General features: G+C 55.7%; 17 protein-coding genes and 1 pseudogene. 15 read left to right on the forward strand and 3 right to left on the reverse strand.

Features of this window, described 5'->3' with window-relative positions:
- Nucleotides 1–111: 111 nt before the first annotated feature.
- Nucleotides 112–738, forward strand: a complete 627-nt coding sequence (locus FE783_RS19455; protein ID WP_138881048.1) for a DsbA family oxidoreductase — start codon at nt 112–114, stop codon at nt 736–738.
- Between the two features lie 64 nt (nt 739–802).
- Here the strand turns inward: FE783_RS19455 and FE783_RS19460 are convergent, their stop codons facing one another.
- Nucleotides 803–1,111: a hypothetical protein gene (locus FE783_RS19460; RefSeq protein WP_138881049.1), complete on the reverse strand. Its 309-nt coding sequence runs from the start codon at nt 1,109–1,111 to the stop codon at nt 803–805.
- 219 nt (nt 1,112–1,330) lie between these two features.
- Here FE783_RS19460 and FE783_RS19465 point away from each other — a divergent pair.
- The 5 genes and pseudogenes from FE783_RS19465 (at nt 1,331) to FE783_RS19485 (ending at nt 8,712) form a co-directional block, all read left to right on the forward strand.
- Nucleotides 1,331–2,187 (forward strand): annotated as a pseudogene (locus tag FE783_RS19465) (DUF72 domain-containing protein).
- A 482-nt stretch (nt 2,188–2,669) separates the two neighbouring features.
- Nucleotides 2,670–2,960, forward strand: coding sequence for a hypothetical protein (locus tag FE783_RS19470; RefSeq protein ID WP_138881050.1), 291 nt, complete (start codon nt 2,670–2,672; stop codon nt 2,958–2,960).
- 586 nt (nt 2,961–3,546) lie between these two features.
- Nucleotides 3,547–4,857: an ABC transporter substrate-binding protein gene (locus tag FE783_RS19475; protein ID WP_138881051.1), complete on the forward strand. Its 1,311-nt coding sequence runs from the start codon at nt 3,547–3,549 to the stop codon at nt 4,855–4,857.
- Nucleotides 4,858–4,924: 67 nt separating this feature from the next.
- Complete coding sequence (locus tag FE783_RS19480) at nt 4,925–7,213, forward strand: hypothetical protein (RefSeq protein ID WP_138881052.1); 2,289 nt, start codon at nt 4,925–4,927, stop codon at nt 7,211–7,213.
- A gap of 89 nt (nt 7,214–7,302) precedes the next feature.
- Entirely contained in the window at nt 7,303–8,712 is a 1,410-nt protein-coding gene (locus FE783_RS19485; RefSeq protein ID WP_138881053.1) for an extracellular solute-binding protein, read from the forward strand.
- Nucleotides 8,713–8,716: 4 nt separating this feature from the next.
- On the opposite strand, the gene FE783_RS19490 is transcribed toward FE783_RS19485, so the two are convergent.
- Entirely contained in the window at nt 8,717–9,190 is a 474-nt protein-coding gene (locus FE783_RS19490; RefSeq protein ID WP_138881054.1) for a nucleoside deaminase, read from the reverse strand.
- A 189-nt stretch (nt 9,191–9,379) separates the two neighbouring features.
- Here FE783_RS19490 and FE783_RS19495 point away from each other — a divergent pair, with 189 nt between their 5' ends.
- The 9 genes from FE783_RS19495 (at nt 9,380) to FE783_RS19535 (ending at nt 19,662) form a co-directional block, all read left to right on the forward strand.
- Nucleotides 9,380–9,658, forward strand: a complete 279-nt coding sequence (locus tag FE783_RS19495; protein WP_138881055.1) for a hypothetical protein — start codon at nt 9,380–9,382, stop codon at nt 9,656–9,658.
- A gap of 137 nt (nt 9,659–9,795) precedes the next feature.
- The gene (locus tag FE783_RS19500; RefSeq protein ID WP_138881056.1) at nt 9,796–11,394 is read left to right on the forward strand and encodes a spore germination protein; all 1,599 of its coding nucleotides are present in this window, start codon (nt 9,796–9,798) and stop codon (nt 11,392–11,394) included.
- Nucleotides 11,384–12,556: a Ger(x)C family spore germination protein gene (locus tag FE783_RS19505; RefSeq protein WP_158301910.1), complete on the forward strand. Its 1,173-nt coding sequence runs from the start codon at nt 11,384–11,386 to the stop codon at nt 12,554–12,556. Before FE783_RS19500 ends, FE783_RS19505 begins: the two co-directional genes overlap by 11 nt.
- Nucleotides 12,549–12,785, forward strand: coding sequence for a hypothetical protein (locus FE783_RS19510; protein WP_138881058.1), 237 nt, complete (start codon nt 12,549–12,551; stop codon nt 12,783–12,785). The genes FE783_RS19505 and FE783_RS19510 overlap by 8 nt, the downstream gene beginning before the upstream one ends.
- 1 nt (nt 12,786) lies before the next feature.
- Nucleotides 12,787–14,112 carry a GerAB/ArcD/ProY family transporter gene (locus FE783_RS19515; protein ID WP_138881059.1) on the forward strand — a complete coding sequence of 442 codons (1,326 nt, stop codon included), beginning with the start codon at nt 12,787–12,789 and terminating at the stop codon, nt 14,110–14,112.
- Nucleotides 14,113–14,244: 132 nt separating this feature from the next.
- The gene (locus FE783_RS19520; protein ID WP_138881060.1) at nt 14,245–16,713 is read left to right on the forward strand and encodes a S1C family serine protease; all 2,469 of its coding nucleotides are present in this window, start codon (nt 14,245–14,247) and stop codon (nt 16,711–16,713) included.
- 87 nt (nt 16,714–16,800) lie between these two features.
- Nucleotides 16,801–17,064: a hypothetical protein gene (locus tag FE783_RS19525; protein WP_138881061.1), complete on the forward strand. Its 264-nt coding sequence runs from the start codon at nt 16,801–16,803 to the stop codon at nt 17,062–17,064.
- A gap of 41 nt (nt 17,065–17,105) precedes the next feature.
- Nucleotides 17,106–18,104: an acrylyl-CoA reductase family protein gene (locus FE783_RS19530; protein WP_138881137.1), complete on the forward strand. Its 999-nt coding sequence runs from the start codon at nt 17,106–17,108 to the stop codon at nt 18,102–18,104.
- A gap of 97 nt (nt 18,105–18,201) precedes the next feature.
- Entirely contained in the window at nt 18,202–19,662 is a 1,461-nt protein-coding gene (locus FE783_RS19535; RefSeq protein WP_138881062.1) for an HD-GYP domain-containing protein, read from the forward strand.
- A 25-nt stretch (nt 19,663–19,687) separates the two neighbouring features.
- Here FE783_RS19535 and FE783_RS19540 read toward each other — a convergent pair whose 3' ends face one another.
- A complete protein-coding gene (locus FE783_RS19540) occupies nt 19,688–20,830 on the reverse strand; it encodes an AI-2E family transporter (RefSeq protein ID WP_138881063.1) in 1,143 nt (380 codons plus the stop codon).
- Nucleotides 20,831–20,844: the final 14 nt, after the last annotated feature.

Raw genomic sequence — 20,844 nt, forward strand, 5'->3', positions numbered from 1 at the left:
TTTTACGTTCATTTCTACTACGAATTACTATACCATACGTTTCTCTCCCGGCGAATTTCGGGTACACTAGGGGCAGTACATCTGTTTCAGGAATGGAGGCGGAATGCCCCGATGATCATCGATATTTTCCAGGACACGGTATGTCCGTGGTGCCGGATCGGCAAAGCGAATCTGTTTCAGGCGCTCGCCATGCGCGGCGGAGAGCGTCCCCAGTTCCGGTTCCGGGCGTTTATGCTCGATCCGAGCGTACCGAAGGAAGGGCTTCCTTTCATGAACACGATGAAGAAAAAGTACGGCGAGCAATTTTCGCAGGAGGGCATGCTCGGCCGGGTCGTGGAGGCCGGGGCGGCCGCAGGGCTCCATTTCGATTTCGGCAAAGTCGAATATATGCCCAATACGCGTCTCAGCCTTCGGCTGATTGCCATTTCCCCGGACGAACCGAAGGCCGAATTGGTCGATGCGATTCACCGGGCTTATTTCGAGGAAGGCCGCAATATCGGGGAACGGTCGGTGCTGCTGCAAATTGCGGACGAGCTCGGACTCGATTCGGCGGAGCTTGGCGCCAGGCTGGACCGCGGCGAGGGCGAAGCGCAGGTCGAGGAGGACTTTGCGATGGCGAGGCGGATCGGCGTGTCCGGCGTTCCTTTCTTTATCGTCGGCAACAAGTTTGCGTTATCCGGAGCGCAGCCCCCCGAGTCTTTTCTGAAGGTGTTCGGGCGATTGGAGCAGTCGTCTTGAAACAAAAAAGGTCGTGCAGGGGTATCCTGCATGACCTTTTTTGTTCATTCTGTATCGTGTCCGGTTATAGCGGCAAGGGTCGATCGAATTCCCGGAGGAGCTCGTTAGCCCGCTCCACATCATTCTTGTGAACGTCCAACTTGACGGTGGAGCGTCCTCTGCCGGCAACGTCGGCTTGGGCGATCCCCATCCCTGCCGCCTCTTCGAATTTGAGCCGGCATTTGACATCGTTCGATTTCAGGTACGCATACTTGGCTTCCAGCTCGTTTCCGCTATCTCCGCTTCCGACGAGCAGCGTCTTCCAGCCTGCCCCGCGAAGGGCGATCCAAGCAATCAAGAGAAGCACCGCCAACAACATAATCATCCATTCCATGATCCAACACCGCCTTCATTAAGATTGTCGGTATGAGTCTCTGGCCAGCGATTACGGTCTGCGTATATAGGTTTCGGAAGGATTCGCCGTTTTTTGGGGGTATCCTTTAAATTTTTTTCTTGAATTTTGGAGAAAAGCACCAAAGCCGCAGTTCATTAAGGAACTTCGTAAGTTGTGATACAATAGGGGACACAAGCGTATCGGCAAGGAGCGGAGAATATGATTCGGATCGGACTCGCGGGCTGGGGGGACCAAGAGGCGTTGTATCCGCCCGGGACGGGAGCACAGGACAAGCTGCGCACGTACGGCAAAACGTTCCCGATCGTGGAAGTGGACAGCTCGTTTTATGCGATACAGCCGGAGCGGAATTATGAGAAATGGGCGCAGGAAACGCCCGGTCATTTCGGCTTCGTCGTCAAGGCTTATCAAGGGATGACCGGCCATCAGCGCGGCAAGCCTTCGCACGAATCGACCGAGGCGATGTTCCAAGCTTTTATCGCTTCGATCCGGCCGCTGCGCGAGGCGGGCAAGCTGAAGGCGGTGCTGTTCCAATACCCGCCTTGGTTCGACTGTACACGCAGCAATGTGGACGAACTAAGAAGCGCCAAGGAACGCATGGGGGAGATGCCGCTCGCGTGGAGTTTCGCAATCAGAGCTGGTTCGCGCCCGGGATGCGCCAGCGGACGCTCGAGTTCATGGAGCGGGAGGGCTGGGCGCACAGCATTTGCGACGAGCCTCAAGCCGGTGTCGGTTCGGTGCCGATCGTGGACGTGCCGACCCACCCGGAGCTGACGATCGTCCGGTTTCACGGGCGCAATGCGGAAGGATGGCACAGCAGCGGAGAACCGAATTGGCGGGACGTCCGCTACCTGTACCGCTATAGCCGGGAAGAGCTGGCGGAGTGGGCGGAACGGCTCGTACGGCTGCAGGAGGGGACGAACGAAATATGCGTCATTTTCAACAACAATTCCGGGGGAGATGCGGCGGGCAATGCCCTGATGCTCGCCGATATGCTCGGTCTCGGCTATCCGGCGCTGCCCGTATCGCCCGTGCAGCTTGATTTGTTCGACGACTAGCCGCAGTGATGGCACATTCGATTGTATTCAGATCGACGAGGGTATATTTATCCTATTTAAATAGCGCTTGAAAATCTAGCGGGTGCGACAATCGTAGAGGACTTTAAGTTAACTAAGAGCAAAATTGGCGATGTGAACCGATGTACCGCAAAAAACGATACTCTCAAAATCATTCACTCCGAGGGTGACACAGATGGTGACAAAGACTTCAAACTAAATGACGAATCGTCATTTGTAGCGACCACCTATAACAACTATTCGGATGAAGAACCGGTATTATCCTACATTGAATCGAAGGGTATGTTTTATTTGACCTCTAAGGTCAAAGAATATGTTATTTCCTATCATTTCCCCGAAGAAACTGAGTGGAGTCAGATGATGTTTGAGGAGTACAACGAATTTATAATTGATGGTATAATAAATTCACATGCTAATGCATTGGTATTTGATTATCTGAATTCGATTCTAGGAGGGCTGCAGAAATGAAGAATTATAAAGGACGCCCAGAAGGTAATATTCGTCGCGGTACCGCTGCAGTAACTCCAGTCGGTATCAGAGTCGCTGCAAGACCAAAGCGCTATGCTGTAGTAGTTCAGAGGGGAAAATTACTGCCGACAAATACAGTCAGCTTTGAACTCTCGAAAGATACGGTATTACTCACGCCGCCACAACTGCGGCGTTCTACGGCAAAGGCTATAGAGAATAAGCTTTCCCGAATGAAACAATTAAGAAAAAGCATTTCGGACATGCGAACAGAACGGACCTACTCGTGATGAGTAGGTCTTTTTTTATAGATTCAGAAAGTTAACTTCGCTAAAACGTTAAAGCGAAGTACGAGTTTCTGAACCAAGAAAAATTTCCTCTAAATCGCGGTCGCTTATCCTTGAAGTACGTCGATAGACGTTTTTCTTATTATTCAGCTACACGGAAGACTGCCGGACCGGATCTGACGCTGGACAGGAAAAAAGTGATTTGTTCGACGACTAACTATTTCCGTACCTTGGAAGAAGCGGCGGCTCCACATGGGTGGGGCCTTTTTTCATTTCGACATAATATCTAGTGCACATTTAACTCAAAATGGGGTTGACACTAAAATGAATCCGCTTTAGTATAAGAAATACTACATCGATAAATGGTAGATATGAATTAGTGGATAGAGACGTTAATAAAGGAGGGGGTTTTCGGCTCAAATGTATGATTTGTAACGACTGCGATATGCAATTTTTCATTCAGGGGGAACGGCGTTTCGACTTTTGATCTTGTTTATGAATGAGATGACACGTACAACATTGTTTGAAAGCGTTTTACATTTGGGGGTCACTACCCGAGCACATAACACAATCTGGGAGGAATGTTCGAATGAAACGTACATGGGCAATTGTATGGACGGCGGCGGCATTGGCCGTATCTACCGCATGCGGTTCAACCGGGGGGAGCGGCGATGCCGCCAAGCAGCCGGCCAAACCGGCGGCGAAAAGCGATGAGCCGGCGGAGCTTACGTTCTACATGACGAGCAATAAAATAGCGGAGGAAGCTTTCAACGAGCGGTACGGCAACAAAATCCGCGAGAAGTTTCCCAAATATACGATCAAGTATATTATGCAGGAAGATTCGAAGACGCTTACGAACCTCATAACGACCGGACAGACGATCGATATTATGATCAGCTCGATCGGTCTTACTTCGGCTTTTCTGACCGATTTGAATTTGCAGTACGACATCAGCGAGCTGATCAAATCGAGCGGCTACGATCTGTCCAAGCTGGAGCCGACCTCGGTGGAAATTCAGAAGCAGATCGCGAACGGCGGCATGTACGGATTGCCGGTAAGCACCTCGTCGGGAGCGCTGTTCTATAACCGCGATCTGTTCGACAAATTCGGCGTCCCGTATCCGAAGGACGGCATGACGTGGGATGACCTGTACGAGCTGGCCAAGAAAATGACCCGCAAGGAAAACGGCATCCAGTACAAAGGACTTACGATGGCGTTCCAGCACATGCTGTTCTTGAATCAATATTCAGCCGAGTTCGTCGATCCGAAGACGAAGAAATCGAGAATGACCGAGGAGCCGTTCAAGAAGGCGATCTTGAACTACGCCCGGTTCTATCAAATTCCCGGAAACGAGCTGCCGAACAACAAATTTACACTGTCGTCGCAATCGACTCCTTTCCTGCAAAACCATACGGCGGCGATGTACTTGACGCTGAACAGCCCGCCCAAAGACGAGCCGGCCTCCCCGAACTGGGACGTCGTGCAGGCGCCGTCCTTGCCGGAGAAGCCCGGAATCGGCATGCAATCTTATCCGAACTACTTCTATCTGACGAGCATGAGCAAAAACAAGCAGGCGGCCTTCAACGTCATGCAATACGTGACATCCGAAGAATTCCAGCAATGGATGGTTGCCAACGGCTCCACCTTCTCGTCGCTGAAAGATCCGAAGCTGCTCGATTCGTTCGGCAAAGACGCACCGTATTTGAAAAACCGCAATGTGAAATCGCTGCTTCCGAAAACGTTTGCACCTCCTACGGTAAAGTCGGCCTATCAGGCGTTGGCCGATAAAGAAGGGTATACGGCGCTGGAGGAGTACCTGAACGGGACCGACATCAATACGGCGCTGCGGAACGCATCGGAGCGGCTGGAGAAGGCGATAGGGGCCCAGCAAGGCAAATAAGCCGGCGGCACGGCTCCGTGCGGAACGGAGCCGGTGATCGACATCGGCATCGAAAGGATCGGGATACGTGGAGAACCTTACTTTAAGCAAATCGCAGGCCGAGGGAGGGGGCGTCGAGTTCGAGCTGATCGATCTCGGCCCCCAAGTTCATACGGTCAATACGCATAGGACGGCGTTCGGCCGGGATGCTTCGGGAAATACGGTTGCCTATACGACCTTGGTAGGCATTCCGGCCAAACTCCTCGTAACCGACGTCAAGACGGGCAAGCTTGTCGCGAAAATTCCGGTCGAGGATACGGTGAACGGCAGGACGTATGCGAACACCTATGTCCGGGGATTGGCCGTACAGCCCGACGGAACGGTTTATTTGGCGGGAACGCCCAGCTATTTGTTCAAATACGTACCCGGGGCGGATCGCGTACAGTTCGTCAGCGCCGTGAACGGCTCCCAGCTGTTCGACATGAAGAACGGTCCGGACGGTATTCTGATCGGAGGCACGTACAGCAAAAGCGAAGCGTTCGAATTCGATACGCGGAGCGGAACTTTGACCAGCTATGGCCGGATTATGGACAACGAATCGTATGCTTATTCGGTCGCCTACGATCCGGAACGGGACGACGCCTATTTCGGCATCGGCTCACACGTCCATCTGATCCGTTACAACCGAGGAACGGGCGTGAAAACGGAAATCCCTCTGCCCGAACCGTTCGCTTCCGGCCAATTCGTATTCGATATGACCGTCGCCGCAGGCAAGCTGTTCATGCGCTTCTCCCCGAGCGGGCTGATTGCGCTGGATCTGGCGACCGGGCGGTTCGACGATACGGTGGACAACGCTTCTTCCCGGTTAATGTCGCCCAAATCACCCGTCGAAGACAAGGTGTACTACACGAACAATGCGCAGCTCGGCTATTACGACGTTCAGACGAGCCAATATGTGCAGCTTCCCGTTCATTCGGGGGGCAACATAAACGGCTTCGCGTTCGTCCGGCTGGACGAACCGGACTATCCCGGATTTACGCTGGTCGGAATGACGACGGAAGCGAAGCTGTTCAAATACAATCCGGAGACGGGGCATTCCTCGCTAACCGCTCTCGATATCGAAGGCGAACCGACCGAGCTGCAGACTGCGGCGAAGGCGAATGACGGAACGATTTATACGAGCGGATATTTGTCCGGCGGCAACGCTTGCTTCGATCCATTCACCGGAGCGACGGTACAATATACGAATGAGACGCTCGGATACGGGCAGAAGCTGTCGGCGACCCAGACCGACCGCGTGTACAGCTACAAGGACAGCGTCTATTTCTCCGCGTACACCGGCATGAAGGTGTTCGAGTTCGATACGAAACGGCCGTGGAACGTCCAAGACAAGGAAGCGCCGAACCCGAGGCTGCTTTTCAGTGCTTATGACGTGAAGTATCAAGACCGGGGTCTCGCGGGGACAATTGCCCATGACGAGGGAAAGCTCATCATCGGCACGGTGCCGAAATACGGCATGCTCGGCGGGGCGCTCGTCATCTATGACCTGATAAGCGGCGAAAGAGAAGCGTACTGGGCTCCCGTCGAGCGTCAAAGCGTGACGGCGGTAGCGTACAAGGACGGCTTCATTTACGGCGGAACGTGTATATGGGGCGGTCTCGGAATGGATCCGGTCGAGACGGAGGCGAAGCTGTTCGTCTGGGATATGGAGAAGAAGGAGAAGGTGTTCGAAATCGTCCCCGTTCCGGGCCAAAAAGCGGTTACCGAGCTGATCGCGGGGCCGGACGGCATGATTTGGGGATCGGCCGAAGGCTATTTGTTCGTATTCGATCCGCAGACGAGACAAGTGGTCCATACGCAGCAGCTGATCCCGAAATCGTATACGAGTACGGTGTGGCGGGATACGCAATTTCAAATCGGGACGGACGGCAATGTATACGGAGTGCAAGGGAGCAAATTTTTCAGGATCGACGCCGCCAGCAAGCAAATGACGATCATACGCGATGCCGGCAAGCGGAATTGGCTCGCTCAGGACGATTTCGGCCACTTTTATTTGACCGAAGGCCCGAACTTGCTGAAGCTGACGATTCCCGGGCTCATCGTACGGCCTGTCGGAGCGGAGCTCACGGCCTCGGTATGCGAGCTGAGCCAGGGCTGCACCGCCGAGCTGTTCATTAAAGGTTTACTGGAGCAAGGGCGTACGGTGGATCATCTGGAGAGGCGCAACCCGATGCTGTTCAGCAGCGATCCGGCAGTAGCGGATTTCGAGAACGGCAAGCTCGTCGCAGGCAAAGCCGGCACCGCGGAAATATGGGCCCGGGTCGATCTGCAGGGGACGATTGTGGAGACGAACCGCATAACCGTGACCTCGAAATGATTTTGCGTAAGCTGGCGGAAGCGCTTGAAGAGCGGCACCGTTTTCGCTATGCTTACTAGAAAAAGGAAATCGGATAGCGAGGTAGTACAATGGCGGAGAAACCGAGCAGAAAAACATTTCGGGTCCGGCTGGACGAGATGGTCGACTTATTGCGCGAGGATATTTTAACGGGCCGGCTCGGCGTCGACAAATATTTGCCGTCGGAAGCCGAATTGGGGAAGCAGTTTCAGCTGAGCAACAACTCCGTCCGCAAAGGCTTGGAAGTACTCGTTCAAGAAGGACTGATCGAGAAAATCCCCAAGGTCGGGAATCGCGTTGCCGCCCCGTCCCCGGAAACGAATACGGTGATCCGGTTCGGCTATCACGAAACGATCGCCCTGGAAACCGGCATCGACTTTTTGCTGGACGAATTCCATAAGCGCTATCCGCATATCCAGGTGCAGACGCTGAAAGTGCCGACAAGCAATTATCTCGGCTTCTACAAAGAATATATGGACGCCAACCTGCTGGACGTCTTCACGATGAACGATTACAACTTCACCGTTCTGCAGGAAAACGATGCCGTCGATCTGCTCGAGCCCGTGGAGACCGACCCGCATCATTATCCGTTCCTGACCGAACCGTTCGTGGCGAACGGCGAGCAGCTGGTACAGCCGCTTATTTTTACCCCGCTCGTTCTTTGCTATAATAAGCGGCATTTTATCGAGAAGGACTTGCCGGAGCCGGACAGCGGCTGGACGTGGGACGATTTGTTCAACGCCGCCCGGCGGCTGGCCGTCGGAAATGAACGGTACGGCTTCTACTATCACATGCTGGCGCGCAACCGGTGGCCGCTGTTCCTGCTTCAGAGCGGCATGAAGTTTGTGCCGGACGAACACGGAACGTACAGGCTGGACTGCGAGAAGCTGATGGAAGGCTTGGACGTATGCAAAGATTTGCTGGGCATGGAGAACGTGTTTCCGTCCATGCTGTCGGCAAGCAATGCCGATGCGGAGGAGCTGTTCCTGCAGCAGAAGGTATCGATCATCATCACCTCCTACTCGTCGTTAAACGAGCTGAAGGATGCGGATTTTCCGTTCGAAATCGCGCCGCTGCCTTCGCTTCGCGAATTCCGCACCTTGATGATCGTCATCGGCCTGGCCATCAACCGCAAGTCCAAAGTGAAGGAAGCCGCGAAGCTGCTTGCCGACTTTTTGCGGTCCTACGAGTCGCAGTTGAACATACACCGCCATACGCTCAGCATACCGGCCAACAAGCGGGCAGCCGAATGGACGGGAGAGGACAAATTGCCCCGTCCGTCCCGCTATTATTTGTACCGGGAAATTATCCCGACCTTCCGGCTTGCCTCCGAATTGCAGCTGACCTCGAAGGAGCTGAACGCGGTGTACCGGGAGGCTAAGCTGTATTGGTCGGGACTGTACGACAGAGCAACCGTTTGCCGGAATATCGAGCGGGCTTTAAACGAGCTGAATCGTTCCGAGGTGGAAGCCGTTCCGTAGCCGATCAATAATCGGTCTTGAGTGCGGACCGCTTCCATAGGTCGAACGGGCTTGCGGCCGAAGCGTCCGGTTCCAGTCGGATCATAGGAAGAAGGCGCTCAGCAGCTGGCTTCGGAACTTCTTCATAGATCAAGCTGTCGTCGAAGCCTGCCGCAGCCGCATCGTCGCGGTCGAAGCCGAAATAAACGGTGCGCACTCTCGCCCAGTACAAGGCGCCGAGGCACATCGGACAAGGCTCGCAACTGGTGTACACGTCGCAATCGGTCAATTGGAAATCGTCCAGGTTGCGGCACGCATCCCGGATCGCCTGCACTTCCGCGTGAGCGGTCGGATCTTTGCCGGAGGTGACTTCGTTCACCCCCCGGCCGACGATTCGGCCGTCTTTTACGATTATGGCGCCGAACGGGCCTCCGCGCGTACCTTTCGCATTCTCGCACGCCATAGCGATCGCTTCTTGCATATACGCTTCCTTATTCATCCTTACGCCTCCCGAGTGTCGCCTCTTCTACTACTATTATCCTATGATCGGCCGACTTAATCGTGTCTTATTCATGATTTTCCCTCCATTGGAGCGTCTCCGTATCCCGAGGTATAAAATTGCAGCGGATTCGTCATAGTAAGACGGGAACCGGGCAATTCACGAAATGAACAACAGGAGGCCACGCATATGAAGTACGATTCCAGCCTGCAGTCGCAAAATCCGATCTCCCAAGCGCAAAATTCGGTGGAGACGGCGCATAACGCCGTATCCCAGGCCGAGACGCATCCGACGGAGCAGACGATAAGCCAAGCGGAGAACGCGATCGCCAAAGCCGAACGCTCGGTGGATCAAGCCGGTCTCAGCTATAATCAGGCTCCGGTCGAGCTCGCCGAGGAGATGCTCGCGGAAGAGAAGCGGGAGCTGAATGCCCTGAAGCAGAGTGGACAAGCAAGCAGCGAATCTTAATCCTGCTGCCGGATAAGGTACGAATACAGCGCCGGAACGAACGTTCCGGCGCTATTTTGTTTCGGGAGGGGATAGCCCGGCGGACAAATTGGTAACATAAGCATATTCTACTTGATGTTTCCGGGAGGGGGAAGATCATGAGCCGGGCAACGAAGCGCGGACCGTCGAAGGAGCCGGTTAAGGACGAGCTGTACATCGGCAGTTTGAAGAAAATGCCGTTAAGCGGGAATATCGAGGACGACGTACGGGAGCTGAACGGCATTATGGCCGAGAGCTCGGACTTCGTCATTCGCGAGTTCCGGATGGAGAACGGCGTCAAAGCCGTTATTTGCTATGTCGACGGATTGTCCGATACGGAGCTGGTCGACCGGGTTGCCGGCAGTTTAATGATCCACAGAGGAGACCGTGCGCTGCTGGAGGAAGTAAGCAGCCGGACATTGCCGGTAACGCAAATTTCCGATGCGGATAACTTCGGGGATATGCTGCAGCGTGTGCTGGGCGGGGATGCCGGGCTGCTCGTAGACGGGAACGATCGCGCGCTGATCATGGGGCTTCGCGGAGCGGAGCACAGGACCGTTGCCGAACCGGAGACCGAATCGTCCGTCCGCGGCCCCCGCGAAGGGTTCACCGAGCTGCTGCGTACGAATACGGCGCTGATCCGGCGCAAAATCAAGTCGCCCCGGCTGAAAATGAAGCCGCTCGTCGTCGGCAAAGAAACGAATACCGACATCGCGGTTGCTTATATCGACGGGCTGGCCGATCCGGAGCTGGTGAAGGAAGTGGTGCGCCGGATCGAAGCGATCCGGATCGACGGCATCCTGGAGTCCGGATATGTGGAGGAGCTGATCCAGGATCACGGCTACTCGCCGTTTCCGCAAATCATGTATACGGAGAGGCCGGACACGACCGCCGGCGCTCTGCTGGAAGGCCGGGTGGCGATCGTGACCGACGGGACCCCGTTCGTGCTGATCGTGCCGGTAACGTTCTGGTCGTTCTTGCAGGCGAATGAAGATTATTACGAACGGTTCCAAATCTCTTCGCTGCTTCGGCTGATCCGCATCCAATTCATGATTATCGCGCTTACGACGCCGGCCCTGTATATAGCGGTGACGACGTTCCATCAGGAGATGCTCCCCACGACGCTGCTGCTCAGCGTAGCGGCCGCACGCGAAGCGATCCCGTTTCCGGCGGTGGTCGAGGCGCTCATCATGGAGCTGTCGTTCGAAGCGCTGCGCGAGGCCGGGGTCCGGCTGCCGAAGGCGGTAGGCCAAGCGGTCAGCATATTGGGGGCGCTCGTGGTCGGCCAGGCGGCGGTGGAAGCGGGAATCGTATCCGCGCCGCTCGTAATCGTCGTATCGATTACCGGAATCGCTTCGTTCGCGATTCCGAAGTTCAACGCGGCCATCTCCGTCCGCCTGCTCCGGTTTCCGCTCATGCTGCTCGCTTCCGTGTTCGGGCTGTACGGCATCGTGCTCGGCGTCATGTTCATTATCGGCCATCTGGCCCGACTTCGCTCATTCGGCATCCCGTACTTGTCTCCGATCAGCCCGATGACGCTCAGCGATTTGAAGGATACGCTCGTTCGCGCTCCGTGGTGGCGGATGAAGCGGCGTCCGCTGTCTCTGGGCGTAGCGAACTTGACCCGATTGGGCGAAGAAACCGGAAGCGGGCATGGAAATAAACGGGCTGCGGGTGACCGGAATGAAACGGGGCGGAAGCAAGACAATGAAGCCTAGTCGTATGATCGTGCTCGCTGCCGGATTGAGTGTGGCCATGCTGCTCACCGGCTGTTGGGACAGGACGGAAGTGAACGATATCGCGATCGTGCTGGCGAGCGGCATCGATATTGACAAGGACGGCTATCGGGTGAGCATACTCGTCCCGCTGCCGGGAAATATGGGGGGAGCGTCCGGAGGCGGGGGCGGGAGCGGCGGCAACCGTCCGTACACGATCGATTCGGAAACGGGCCGGACCGTCCGGGAAGCCTATAACAAGCTGCAGAGCCGGCTTTCCCGCCGTCTCTTCTCCGGTCACCGCAAAGTGCTGCTTATCGGGGAGGAGGCGGCCAAAGCGGGGCTGGCGGAAATGATGGATATTGCCGGCAGAGTTCCGGAAAACCGGCTGACCAGTTATATTGCCGTCACCAAAGGAAAGGCGTTGGACGTGCTGAACGCCACGCCCAAGCTGGAGCGCTTCTCTGCGGAAGCGCTGCGGGAGCTTCTCAAGTCGGATGCGACGATTTCGATACAAGTCAAGGACGTAGTGTCGGAACTGAGCGGGGAAGGCCAAGACGCGCTTCTCCCCTACGTGGAAGCGGTGAAGACGGAAGGAAGCGACAAGCCGAACGAAGAGCTGCAAATAACCGGGTTCGCTTATACGTCCGGGGGCCGGATGAGCGGCATTGCCAAAGGGGATGCTGCTACCGGCATCCGCTGGCTCAAAAATTCGTTTAAACCGTATTTGGAGACGGTCGAAGTAGAAGGAGGCCTGGTGAGCGTCGCCTTCCGCAGAGGGCAAAGCAGCATGAAGCCCTATATCGCTGAAGGCAAGATTCACTACAGAATCAAGATCGAAGGCGAAGGGACGATTATCGAGGCACCGGACGGCCGGGATTACGAGAACAGAAATAATGTCGCGCTTCTGGAACGGCAGCTGGAGCATAAAATCCGCGATGATCTGCAGACCGTCGGGGACATCATCCGGAAGAAGCGGACCGATATTCCCGGCTTCGGCGCCATGCTCAGCCGCACGTTTCCCGGACGCTGGCGCAGCGATTGGGGGAGGAATTGGCCTTCGGACATCCGGAATATTCAGCTCCGCGTGGAGGCTAGTGTCAATGTGAACCGGACGGGCATGTTCTCGAAAAATATAAGCGTGAAGGAGCGGCAGAATGAGTAACGCACTGTTCGCGGTATTGTTGTGGCTCGGCATCGGACTGACCGTGGCGGTTCAATGGAAGCCGATGCGTAAGGTATCCGCCGCGCAAAAGTGGATCTATGCCGCCTTGGCCGCATTAAGCGCCGGCATGTACATCCTCTACTCGCTCGGCCTCGATTGGCCGATGCCTACCCGGCTCGTCTCCGACTACGTTGTTCCTTATATGGAGCGGATGGTCAGGGGGGGATGAGATGACGAAAGAACAAATTAGCGGCTACCAGCTTTTCATGCTGAGCACGATCCTTTACATGGCCGGGGCGATGGGCAGCCTGTTCAAAACATTGGCGGAGGTGTCGAAGCAGGATGCCTGGTTCAATTTCATCTTCTCGATGCTGTATGCCTGGCTGATCGCCTATTTGCTGTACAGGCTTGGCGCCGCCTACCCCGGCAAAAATATGTTCGAAATATGCGAGGCCGCCTGCGGCAAATGGCTGGGCCGGCTGGTGAACGTCATCGTGCTCTTCTACGTCCTGCATTTGCTTGTCCGCGATTTGCGCATGTTCGGCGACTTTATCGGAACGTCCGTGCTTCAGCGGACGCCGACCGAGTTCATCTACTTGTCCTCCGTGCTTCTTCTGATTTATTACGCTACCGGAAATGTGGAGGAGTTCACGCGGTCCGTCAACTTGCTGTTTCCGGTTATTTTGTCAAGCCTGCTTCTGCTGCCGTTTCTGCTTGCCAATGAGATGGACTTCAGCCGGGTGCAGCCTATGCTGGCGCAAGGCCCGGGTGCTATCGTGAAGGGAGGCGCGCTCAGCACCGGCTGGGCCGGCGAAATATTCGTGTTCGGGGCATTTTTGAACTATTTGGGCAGCTCCCGCCAATTTTATGTGTCGTTGAAATTCGGCATCGTCTCCTCGACCATTTTGCTGACCGTATTGATGCTGCTGCATATGACCGTACTGGGAGCGCCTACGACCGCAAGAGCGATGTACCCGATTTTCACGCTGTCGGAGCAGATCAATATTACCGATTTTATGGATCGGCTGGACGTCGTGATGCTCGGATTTTGGATGCCGTCCTATTTCATGAAAATGATCTTGCTCTACTTCTGCCTCATGGCCGGCTTGTCTTCGATGCTCGGCACCGGCAAAATGCGGGGAATCAATGTGATGAGCGGCTGGTTCGCTTTGATGCTGACGCTCGTTTCGTTCAAGAGCGTCATGGAAGTATACCGGTTCGGCAGCTATGCGTCTTTTCCGATTACGTTGATCGTGCAATTTTGTTTTTTCGCGTGCGTGATGACGGGGATGCTGCTCCGGAACCGCGGCAAACGGAAGCGGTCCCGCCTGCCGGGTGGATCCGCCGCAACGACGGCGGGCGGCTGGGCGATGATTGCCGTTGCGCTCGCGGCGCTGTTCATCGGGAGCTATACGGGGCATTTGTACAAGCTTTACGGCATAATCGGCGCTTGGGTGTACGCGGCGGCGTTGGCCGGATCGGTGACATTCAACGCGCTGGACTTCTGGAGGTCCAACCGGATCGTGCGAAAGCCCGCGGGCGGGCGACAGCCGTAAATTTATTGGGGATTGTCACGTAATGACCTGCATGCAGCCGACTCCCTCGACGGTTCCTTATTGCTTCCTCTTATTGCCATGTGATAGATTCAGATTGCATGGCTTTAAGTTTGAGAGAGAGGAAGCGGATGGATGAAGAGGGGAACAATACCGGTCAAGGCGCTCCTTTGGCTGCTGATCGTAAGTTTGGGCTGTGCCTTCGGGGGAGCTTCTCCCGTTTCGGCGGCGGACATGAACGAAATTCCGAACGTCATTCAACAAGTCACGTCGTCGGTCGTAGCCGTGATCGGGAAACCGGGAGAGGATGGGGGGAAGCCGTCCAACCGGTTTGATCTGGCGCATGGGACGGGCGTAATCGTCCGCTCAGACGGATATATCGTGACCAACGCGCATGTCGTCAAAGATATGAGCAATATCGTGGTCGTCACGTCCGACGGCAAGTCATATCCCGGCAAGACGACGCACTTCGACGAGGAGAGCGACTTGGCGCTCGTCAAAATCGAGGCGGCGGGCTTAAAGCCGGCGGTATTCGCCTCTGCAAGCGATGTGAAAGTAGGCGAGACGGTCATTGCGATCGGCACCCCGATTTCGTTCGCGCTGCGCAATTCCGTGACGGTCGGCATCGTCAGCGGCCTGGAGCGGGCGGTCAATTCGAAATACCAGCTGCTGCAGACGGATGCGGCGATCAATCCCGGGAACAGCGGAGGCGCACTCGTCAACATGAAGGGGAAGGTCGTCGGGATCAATACGATGAAATTCGCCGACTACTCGATCGACAGTCTCGGCTTCGCGATTCCGGTCGATACGGTGCAATACGTTCTGGATCATTTTTTTACATACGGCAAGGTGATGAGACCTTATCTGGGCGTGGAGCTGGAGGAAAGCTGGGAAGCGGTTGTCGGCTTGCCGACGGAGGAAGAGCTGCGGATCGCTTATGTCGATCCCGATTCGCCGGCCGCCAATGCGGGCATCAAGCAGGGGGACATCGTGATCCAGTTCGACCAGTCTTCCGTCAAGACGATTGTCGAGTTCAATGAATTGATGAAGAAATATTTGCCCAAGCAGACCGTGAAAGTAACGCTCAAATCCGGCGGCCAGACCGTAACCCGCGAGGTCGTACTGGGTGAGGAGGCGAACGCCGGCTCCGATTGGGTGCGGACGTCCGACGGCACCTACATCGATTCGGACCGGGGCAAGACGAGGATCGGAGACAGCCATTTCGGCTGGTCGCTGAAATATCCGGCCGGGCTGATTAAAGCCAGGCAGTCGGAAGAAGGGGACACCGTCATGTTCGCCGACTCCAAAGGGGAGTTCGCCCTGAACGTCACCGTAGAGGAGAAGCAGAGCGAGGACTTGTCTCCGGTCGGTCTGCTCCGCAAAGCGCTGGCCAAATCGGGCGATCTCGTTCTGGAGAAGCAGTACGTGGAGCGAAACGAAGGCTCTTACGCGAAAATTGTAGGGAAAACGTCGTCCGGCTCGTACTATGAGAATAGAGCTTTTCTGAAAGGGAGCAGCATTTATTACGTTCTGCTTTACGTGCAGAGCGAAGAAAACTACAAGAACAGCTTCAAGCAAAATACGTATCTCGATTTGCTGGACAGCTTCCGGCTGACGTTCGACACGAAGGACGACGCGTTGAAGGACATTTCCGTCTATAAGGACGGCGACACCTCCTATACGAATGAATACGGGCTGACGTTCGAGCTGCCGTCCGACTGGAGCGAGAGCGCTTATGCGGACGAGCCGACCTACACGAACAAAGACAATTCGGTGCAGGTGGCGTTCCGGGTCACTTCCGCGTCTTCCGGCGATACGCTGGATGCTTGGACCGAACGGGAGCAGAAACGGTTCGAGGACAGCTACGTGGAGGCAAGCCGCAAAGTGGGCGGCTGGCACGAATTCGAGCTCGGCGGGGGTGTTCCGGCGAAGGAAAACCGCTATTCTTCGGCTTTGGGAGAGGACTGGGAGTCCCGGCATACGATCTACTTCATCAAGGACAAGTACAAATACGAAATCGACGTGACGTTCTTCGAGGAAGACGGAGGAGCCGATCTGGAGGAGTTTCTCCGCAAGCTCAAGACGTCCTTGTCCATATCGAAGGACGATATGAATGCGAGACTCGGCTTCATCCAGGATGAGAATGAGCTGCTCGATCCGAACCGGACGATTACAGTGCGTAATGCGAAATACAAATACTCGGTGAAAATTCCGGAAACTTGGGAATCCGTATCCGGTTATTACGGGGCGGAGGGCGAGGCGGACGTCTCCTATATGTTTGACGGCGGCTCGTTCGAGATCGAAGCCGACGACCGCGGCAAGCTGGACGCTGTCGTAGAGGATTTGGAGCAGTCATACAAGAAAAGCGCCGAGAACGATAACAAGTTCAAGTATGAAGCGACCGAAGAGACGGTATTCGGTCAGCCGGCGCGAAAGTTCGCGATCGAGTACAAGACGAAAAAAGCGCCTTACAAGGAAACGGTGTACGTGCTCGCCAAAGGCAATATCGTCTATACGGTGACCATGCAATTGGATGATGCGGCCCATACCGAGGCGAATGCAAACCGGATGGAGCAGGCATTCGGGTCAATCGTACTGGACTGACTAATGGGTGCAGGGGTCTCCCGGAGCGATGAGCCCGGGGGAGTCCCTGTTTACGTCGATACAAGAAAAGAAAGGGAGGACTTGACGATGAAATGGGAAATTATCGACGCGGAGATGGTGTACAGCAAGGAGGAGGGCTACTTGGGCAAAGTGCGCTTCTCGCTGGAAGGACAGCGGTCCCGCTATGAAATAACGCTGCAAAGCAAGAAGGGCAACGAGTGGAGCTACAGCCTGAATTTCACGGAGGAGTCCGGCATCGAGGCGGAAATCGAAGCTGCCGAAGAACGGCTGGAGGAGGACGACGAGCTGTTCGACGCGTTGGTGGAAGCGGCGAAAGCCAAGCTGCAGTAATCTTAAATGGCTCAAACTTCTTTAGGCTGACAGGAGGACGCATAATGGGAACTTTTCGCGCTTTATTCGTGGAGAAGGAAGAAGACCGCTGCTTCACCCGGGTGGCCGCCATTACGGAGAAAGATTTGCCGCCGGGCGATGTTACGATCCGGGTAGCCTATTCCGGCGTCAATTACAAGGACGGGCTTGCGGTCCGGGCTGACGGGAAAATCGTAAGCGCCTACCCGTTTATCCCCGGCATCGACCTGTCCGGTACGGTAGAGCAGTCCGCCGACGAGCGGTTCCGGGTAGGTGACCGCGTCCTGGTTACCGGCTATGGACTCGGCGTATCCCACTTCGGAGGCTTCAGCGAAGCGGCGCGCGTGCCCGGCGATTGGATCGTCCCTGTGCCTGACGGACTGAGTCTGCGCGAGGCGATGATTATAGGAACGGCGGGGTTTACGGCTGCATTATCGATCGAGCGTCTGCAGGACAACGGCGTGCAGCCGGGACTCGGTCCGGTGGCCGTCACCGGCGCGACGGGCGGCGTGGGCAGCATGGCGGTTGCGCTGCTGGCCTCGCTCGGGTACGAAGTCGCAGCCGGTACGGGCAAACCGGACGCGGCCGGCTTCTTGCGCGAGCTCGGCGCCGCAGCCGTTCTGAACCGGGAGGAGATTGCCGGTGCGGTTCATAAGCCGCTGCAGAAGGAGCGTTGGGCGGGCGCCGTCGATCCGGTAGGAGGGCCGGGGCTGGCCGGGCTTCTGGGCGCCGTGCGTTACGGCGGCGCCGTGGCGGTCAGCGGATTGACCGGCGGAGCCGAGGTGCCGGCTACCGTATTCCCGTTTATTTTGCGGGGCGTGAGCTTGCTCGGGATCGATTCGGTCCGATGCCCGCACGAGACCCGCGTCCGGATCTGGGAGCGGCTCGCTCGGGAGTGGAGACCTACCGGCGGATACGACCGGCTGGTCGCGGACGAGGTCGGACTTGATGGACTGGAGCAGTCGCTCGCCTCGATTATCGGCGGGGAATCGAGGGGCCGGGTTTTAGTAAAAATAAGTTGAATTTTTGCCCGATTGCAGCGGACAGCCACTAGCCAGCATACTGGGATGTTGTGGTAAAATAGGACTATATGCTTAGCGATAAGGGGATAAGCGTCCTATGAAATTCCATGGATTTGTCGGACCTTTGCTTGCCGTTGCGATTCCGCTGCTGCTCTTCGAGTTTTTGCGGTCATGGTCGTCTCTCGACGTCTCGATGAACCATCCGCATGGTCACTTCTACATCGTCAGCTCCGTCGCGCTGCTTGCCACCATTATCGCTTTGATGGTTGGCATCGCCGGAAGCCGGCTGCGGAACATCGAGATCAGCTTCCTGTCCCTCGCCTTTATTTCGCTCGCCGAAATGTTCACCGTCCATGGTTTCTCCACGCCCGGACTTGTCATGAGCCCGTCTCCGCTGCCGGGAATCGCCGCCCAGCTAAGCGTTCTCCTTGCGGCTATATGGCTCTGGCTGTCTTCCTTGTCGTCGGATCATGTCTTGGTAGCACGATTGTCGCACTGGAAAAGCTACCTCGTCCCGGTCTGGACCGCAGCACTCGGGTTATTCGCCATGATCGGGATCCTTGTTCCCGAAGTCGTCAGCATCGTTCCGTTTAACCGCAATCCGATTAAGGCCGTCGTTGCCGTCACCACCATCGTGCTGAACCTGATCACGATGTACCGGTACAATCAATCGTACCGGTATTCCCGATTTCCGCTGCAGCTGTCGATCGTATACAGCTCGGGATGGCTCGTCGCCGCCCAGATCATTATGGTATCGGGCACAACGTGGATGCTCAGCTGGTGGCTGTACCATTTCCTCCTCCTGCTCTCGATGCTCGTCATGATCGTCGGGCTCGTTCTTCAATATGCATCGAAGAAATCGATCTCGGGCGCCATGAAGGCGTTGTTCACGAAAGATCCGATCGAAAGAATTACGAACAGCATCTCCCCTAGCGTGAAAGCGCTAATTTTGGCAACCGAAACGAAAGATCCATATACGGCCGGACATAACTTCCGGGTGACGATGTACGCGCTCCGGCTGGCCGAAGAAATGCAGGCGTCACCGGAGCAATTGCGGGCGTTGGCCCAAGGGGCTATCGTGCACGATGTCGGGAAAATTAACGTACCGGATTCGATCCTGAACAAGCCGGGCAGGCTGACCGACGAGGAGCGCAGCATCATCGAGCTGCATCCCGTCAAGGGCTACGAGTTGTGCCGCAATCTCGGATTCATGAAGGAAGAGCTGCAAATCATAAGATCCCATCACGAACGTTGGGACGGGACGGGGTACCCGGATAAGCTGCGGGGGGAACAAATTCCACTGCTCGCCCGGATCATTGCCGTAGCGGACGTCTACGATGCGCTTTCGTCGAACCGTTCCTACCGCCAAGCCAGGTCGCACAGCGAAACGATCGCGTTCCTGCACGATCATAAAGGGACCCACTTCGATCCGGATTGCGTGGAAGCTTGGATACGGCTGTGCGAGCGCGACCCGCAAGTGTATCAGTATCCGGCCAGAATGATTCAGGAAGGCGGCATGCCTGCTGCCGTGGCCGCTTCCGGCGGCGTTTCGATATGATGCGGGTGCAAGGCTGCTCGAGCGGCTAGCTTTTCTCGGGCTCATAGAGCCGGGATCGCACCTTGAACCATCGGAACAGGTGTACGAAGATCACCTTTAGAACCGCATAGCCCGGAACGGCGAGGATCACTCCCAAGATCCCAAACAGCTTGCCGGACGTCAAGATGACGAACAAAATCGTAATCGGGTGGATATGCAAATTTTTGCCCATAATTTGCGGCGAGATGAACTTGCCTTCCACCAGCTGAACGATCGTCCAGACGATGATCATCTTCAGCAGCATGAACGGCGAAGTGACGATGGCGATAATCAGGGCCGGTGTGATGGCAATCACCGGTCCCAAGTAAGGGACGACGCTCGTGCAAGCGGCGAACACGGCCAGTACGAGAGAATAGTCTAAGCCGATGACCAAGTAGCCGACATATAGCAGCATGCCGATACAGAAGCTGACAATAATTTGGCCCCGGATATAGGAGCTGATCTGACGGTTCATCTCCGACATGACTTTGTACGTTTCCCCGCGAAGCGAGGTCGGTACGAATTGCAACAAGTAATGGGGAAGCCGCCTGCCATCCTTGAGCAAGTAAAATAAAATGAGCGGCACGGTCAAGATCGACAGGATGACTTCGGTCACCGCCCCTACTACGGCGCCGATGCTTGTCCAGGCGTTATTTACGAATTTGGACAGCTGTCCCGTCACCCGCTCCACATAATCGGCAGGATTGAAGCTGAGCGTCTCCCTTGCTTGTTCCAGCAATCCGCTTCCGACGATTTGTTCGAATTGAAGCTCCACCTGCTTGCTGTATCTCGGGAAATTGTCGAGCAGGCTCCGAACCTGCCCTTGTATAAAAGGAACTACGATCGTGATCAGAAGCGCTATGATCGCGGCGATCAGCAAATATAGAATAAGGATCGAATAGACTCTCTTGACGCCATTCTTCTCCAGCAGATCCACGGCCGGATTCAGCAAATAAAAGACGATGCCGGTGAGCAGAATAGGGAGAAATACCGTTTTGACCAGTGCGACGAAGGGCAGGAACACGTAAGGAATCGTCGAAAATACGCGTATGTTCAAGCCGATCAGCAGCAAGACGAGCAAACCGAGCACGAACCGGTTGTTCATGATCAATCTTTTGAACCGTTCCGTCCAAACCTTATCGTTGTCCACGTTGTTACCATCCC

It is taken from the genome of Paenibacillus mesophilus (genome assembly GCF_005938385.1).
In the GTDB taxonomy this organism is placed as follows: Bacteria; Bacillota; Bacilli; order Paenibacillales; family NBRC-103111; genus Paenibacillus_AB; species Paenibacillus_AB mesophilus.

Coding starts and splice junctions, on each gene's coding strand:
- FE783_RS19475 (WP_138881051.1), top strand. CDS start 3,547: ATGAAACGTACATGGGCAATTGTATGGACGGCGGCGGCATTGGCCGTA.
- FE783_RS19520 (WP_138881060.1), top strand. CDS start 14,245: ATGAAGAGGGGAACAATACCGGTCAAGGCGCTCCTTTGGCTGCTGATC.
- FE783_RS19500 (WP_138881056.1), top strand. CDS start 9,796: ATGAGCCGGGCAACGAAGCGCGGACCGTCGAAGGAGCCGGTTAAGGAC.
- FE783_RS19470 (WP_138881050.1), top strand. CDS start 2,670: ATGAAGAATTATAAAGGACGCCCAGAAGGTAATATTCGTCGCGGTACC.
- FE783_RS19505 (WP_158301910.1), top strand. CDS start 11,384: ATGAAGCCTAGTCGTATGATCGTGCTCGCTGCCGGATTGAGTGTGGCC.
- FE783_RS19525 (WP_138881061.1), top strand. CDS start 16,801: ATGAAATGGGAAATTATCGACGCGGAGATGGTGTACAGCAAGGAGGAG.
- FE783_RS19485 (WP_138881053.1), top strand. CDS start 7,303: ATGGCGGAGAAACCGAGCAGAAAAACATTTCGGGTCCGGCTGGACGAG.
- FE783_RS19490 (WP_138881054.1), bottom strand. CDS start 9,190: ATGAATAAGGAAGCGTATATGCAAGAAGCGATCGCTATGGCGTGCGAG.
- FE783_RS19535 (WP_138881062.1), top strand. CDS start 18,202: ATGAAATTCCATGGATTTGTCGGACCTTTGCTTGCCGTTGCGATTCCG.
- FE783_RS19455 (WP_138881048.1), top strand. CDS start 112: ATGATCATCGATATTTTCCAGGACACGGTATGTCCGTGGTGCCGGATC.
- FE783_RS19515 (WP_138881059.1), top strand. CDS start 12,787: ATGACGAAAGAACAAATTAGCGGCTACCAGCTTTTCATGCTGAGCACG.
- FE783_RS19510 (WP_138881058.1), top strand. CDS start 12,549: ATGAGTAACGCACTGTTCGCGGTATTGTTGTGGCTCGGCATCGGACTG.
- FE783_RS19460 (WP_138881049.1), bottom strand. CDS start 1,111: ATGGAATGGATGATTATGTTGTTGGCGGTGCTTCTCTTGATTGCTTGG.
- FE783_RS19495 (WP_138881055.1), top strand. CDS start 9,380: ATGAAGTACGATTCCAGCCTGCAGTCGCAAAATCCGATCTCCCAAGCG.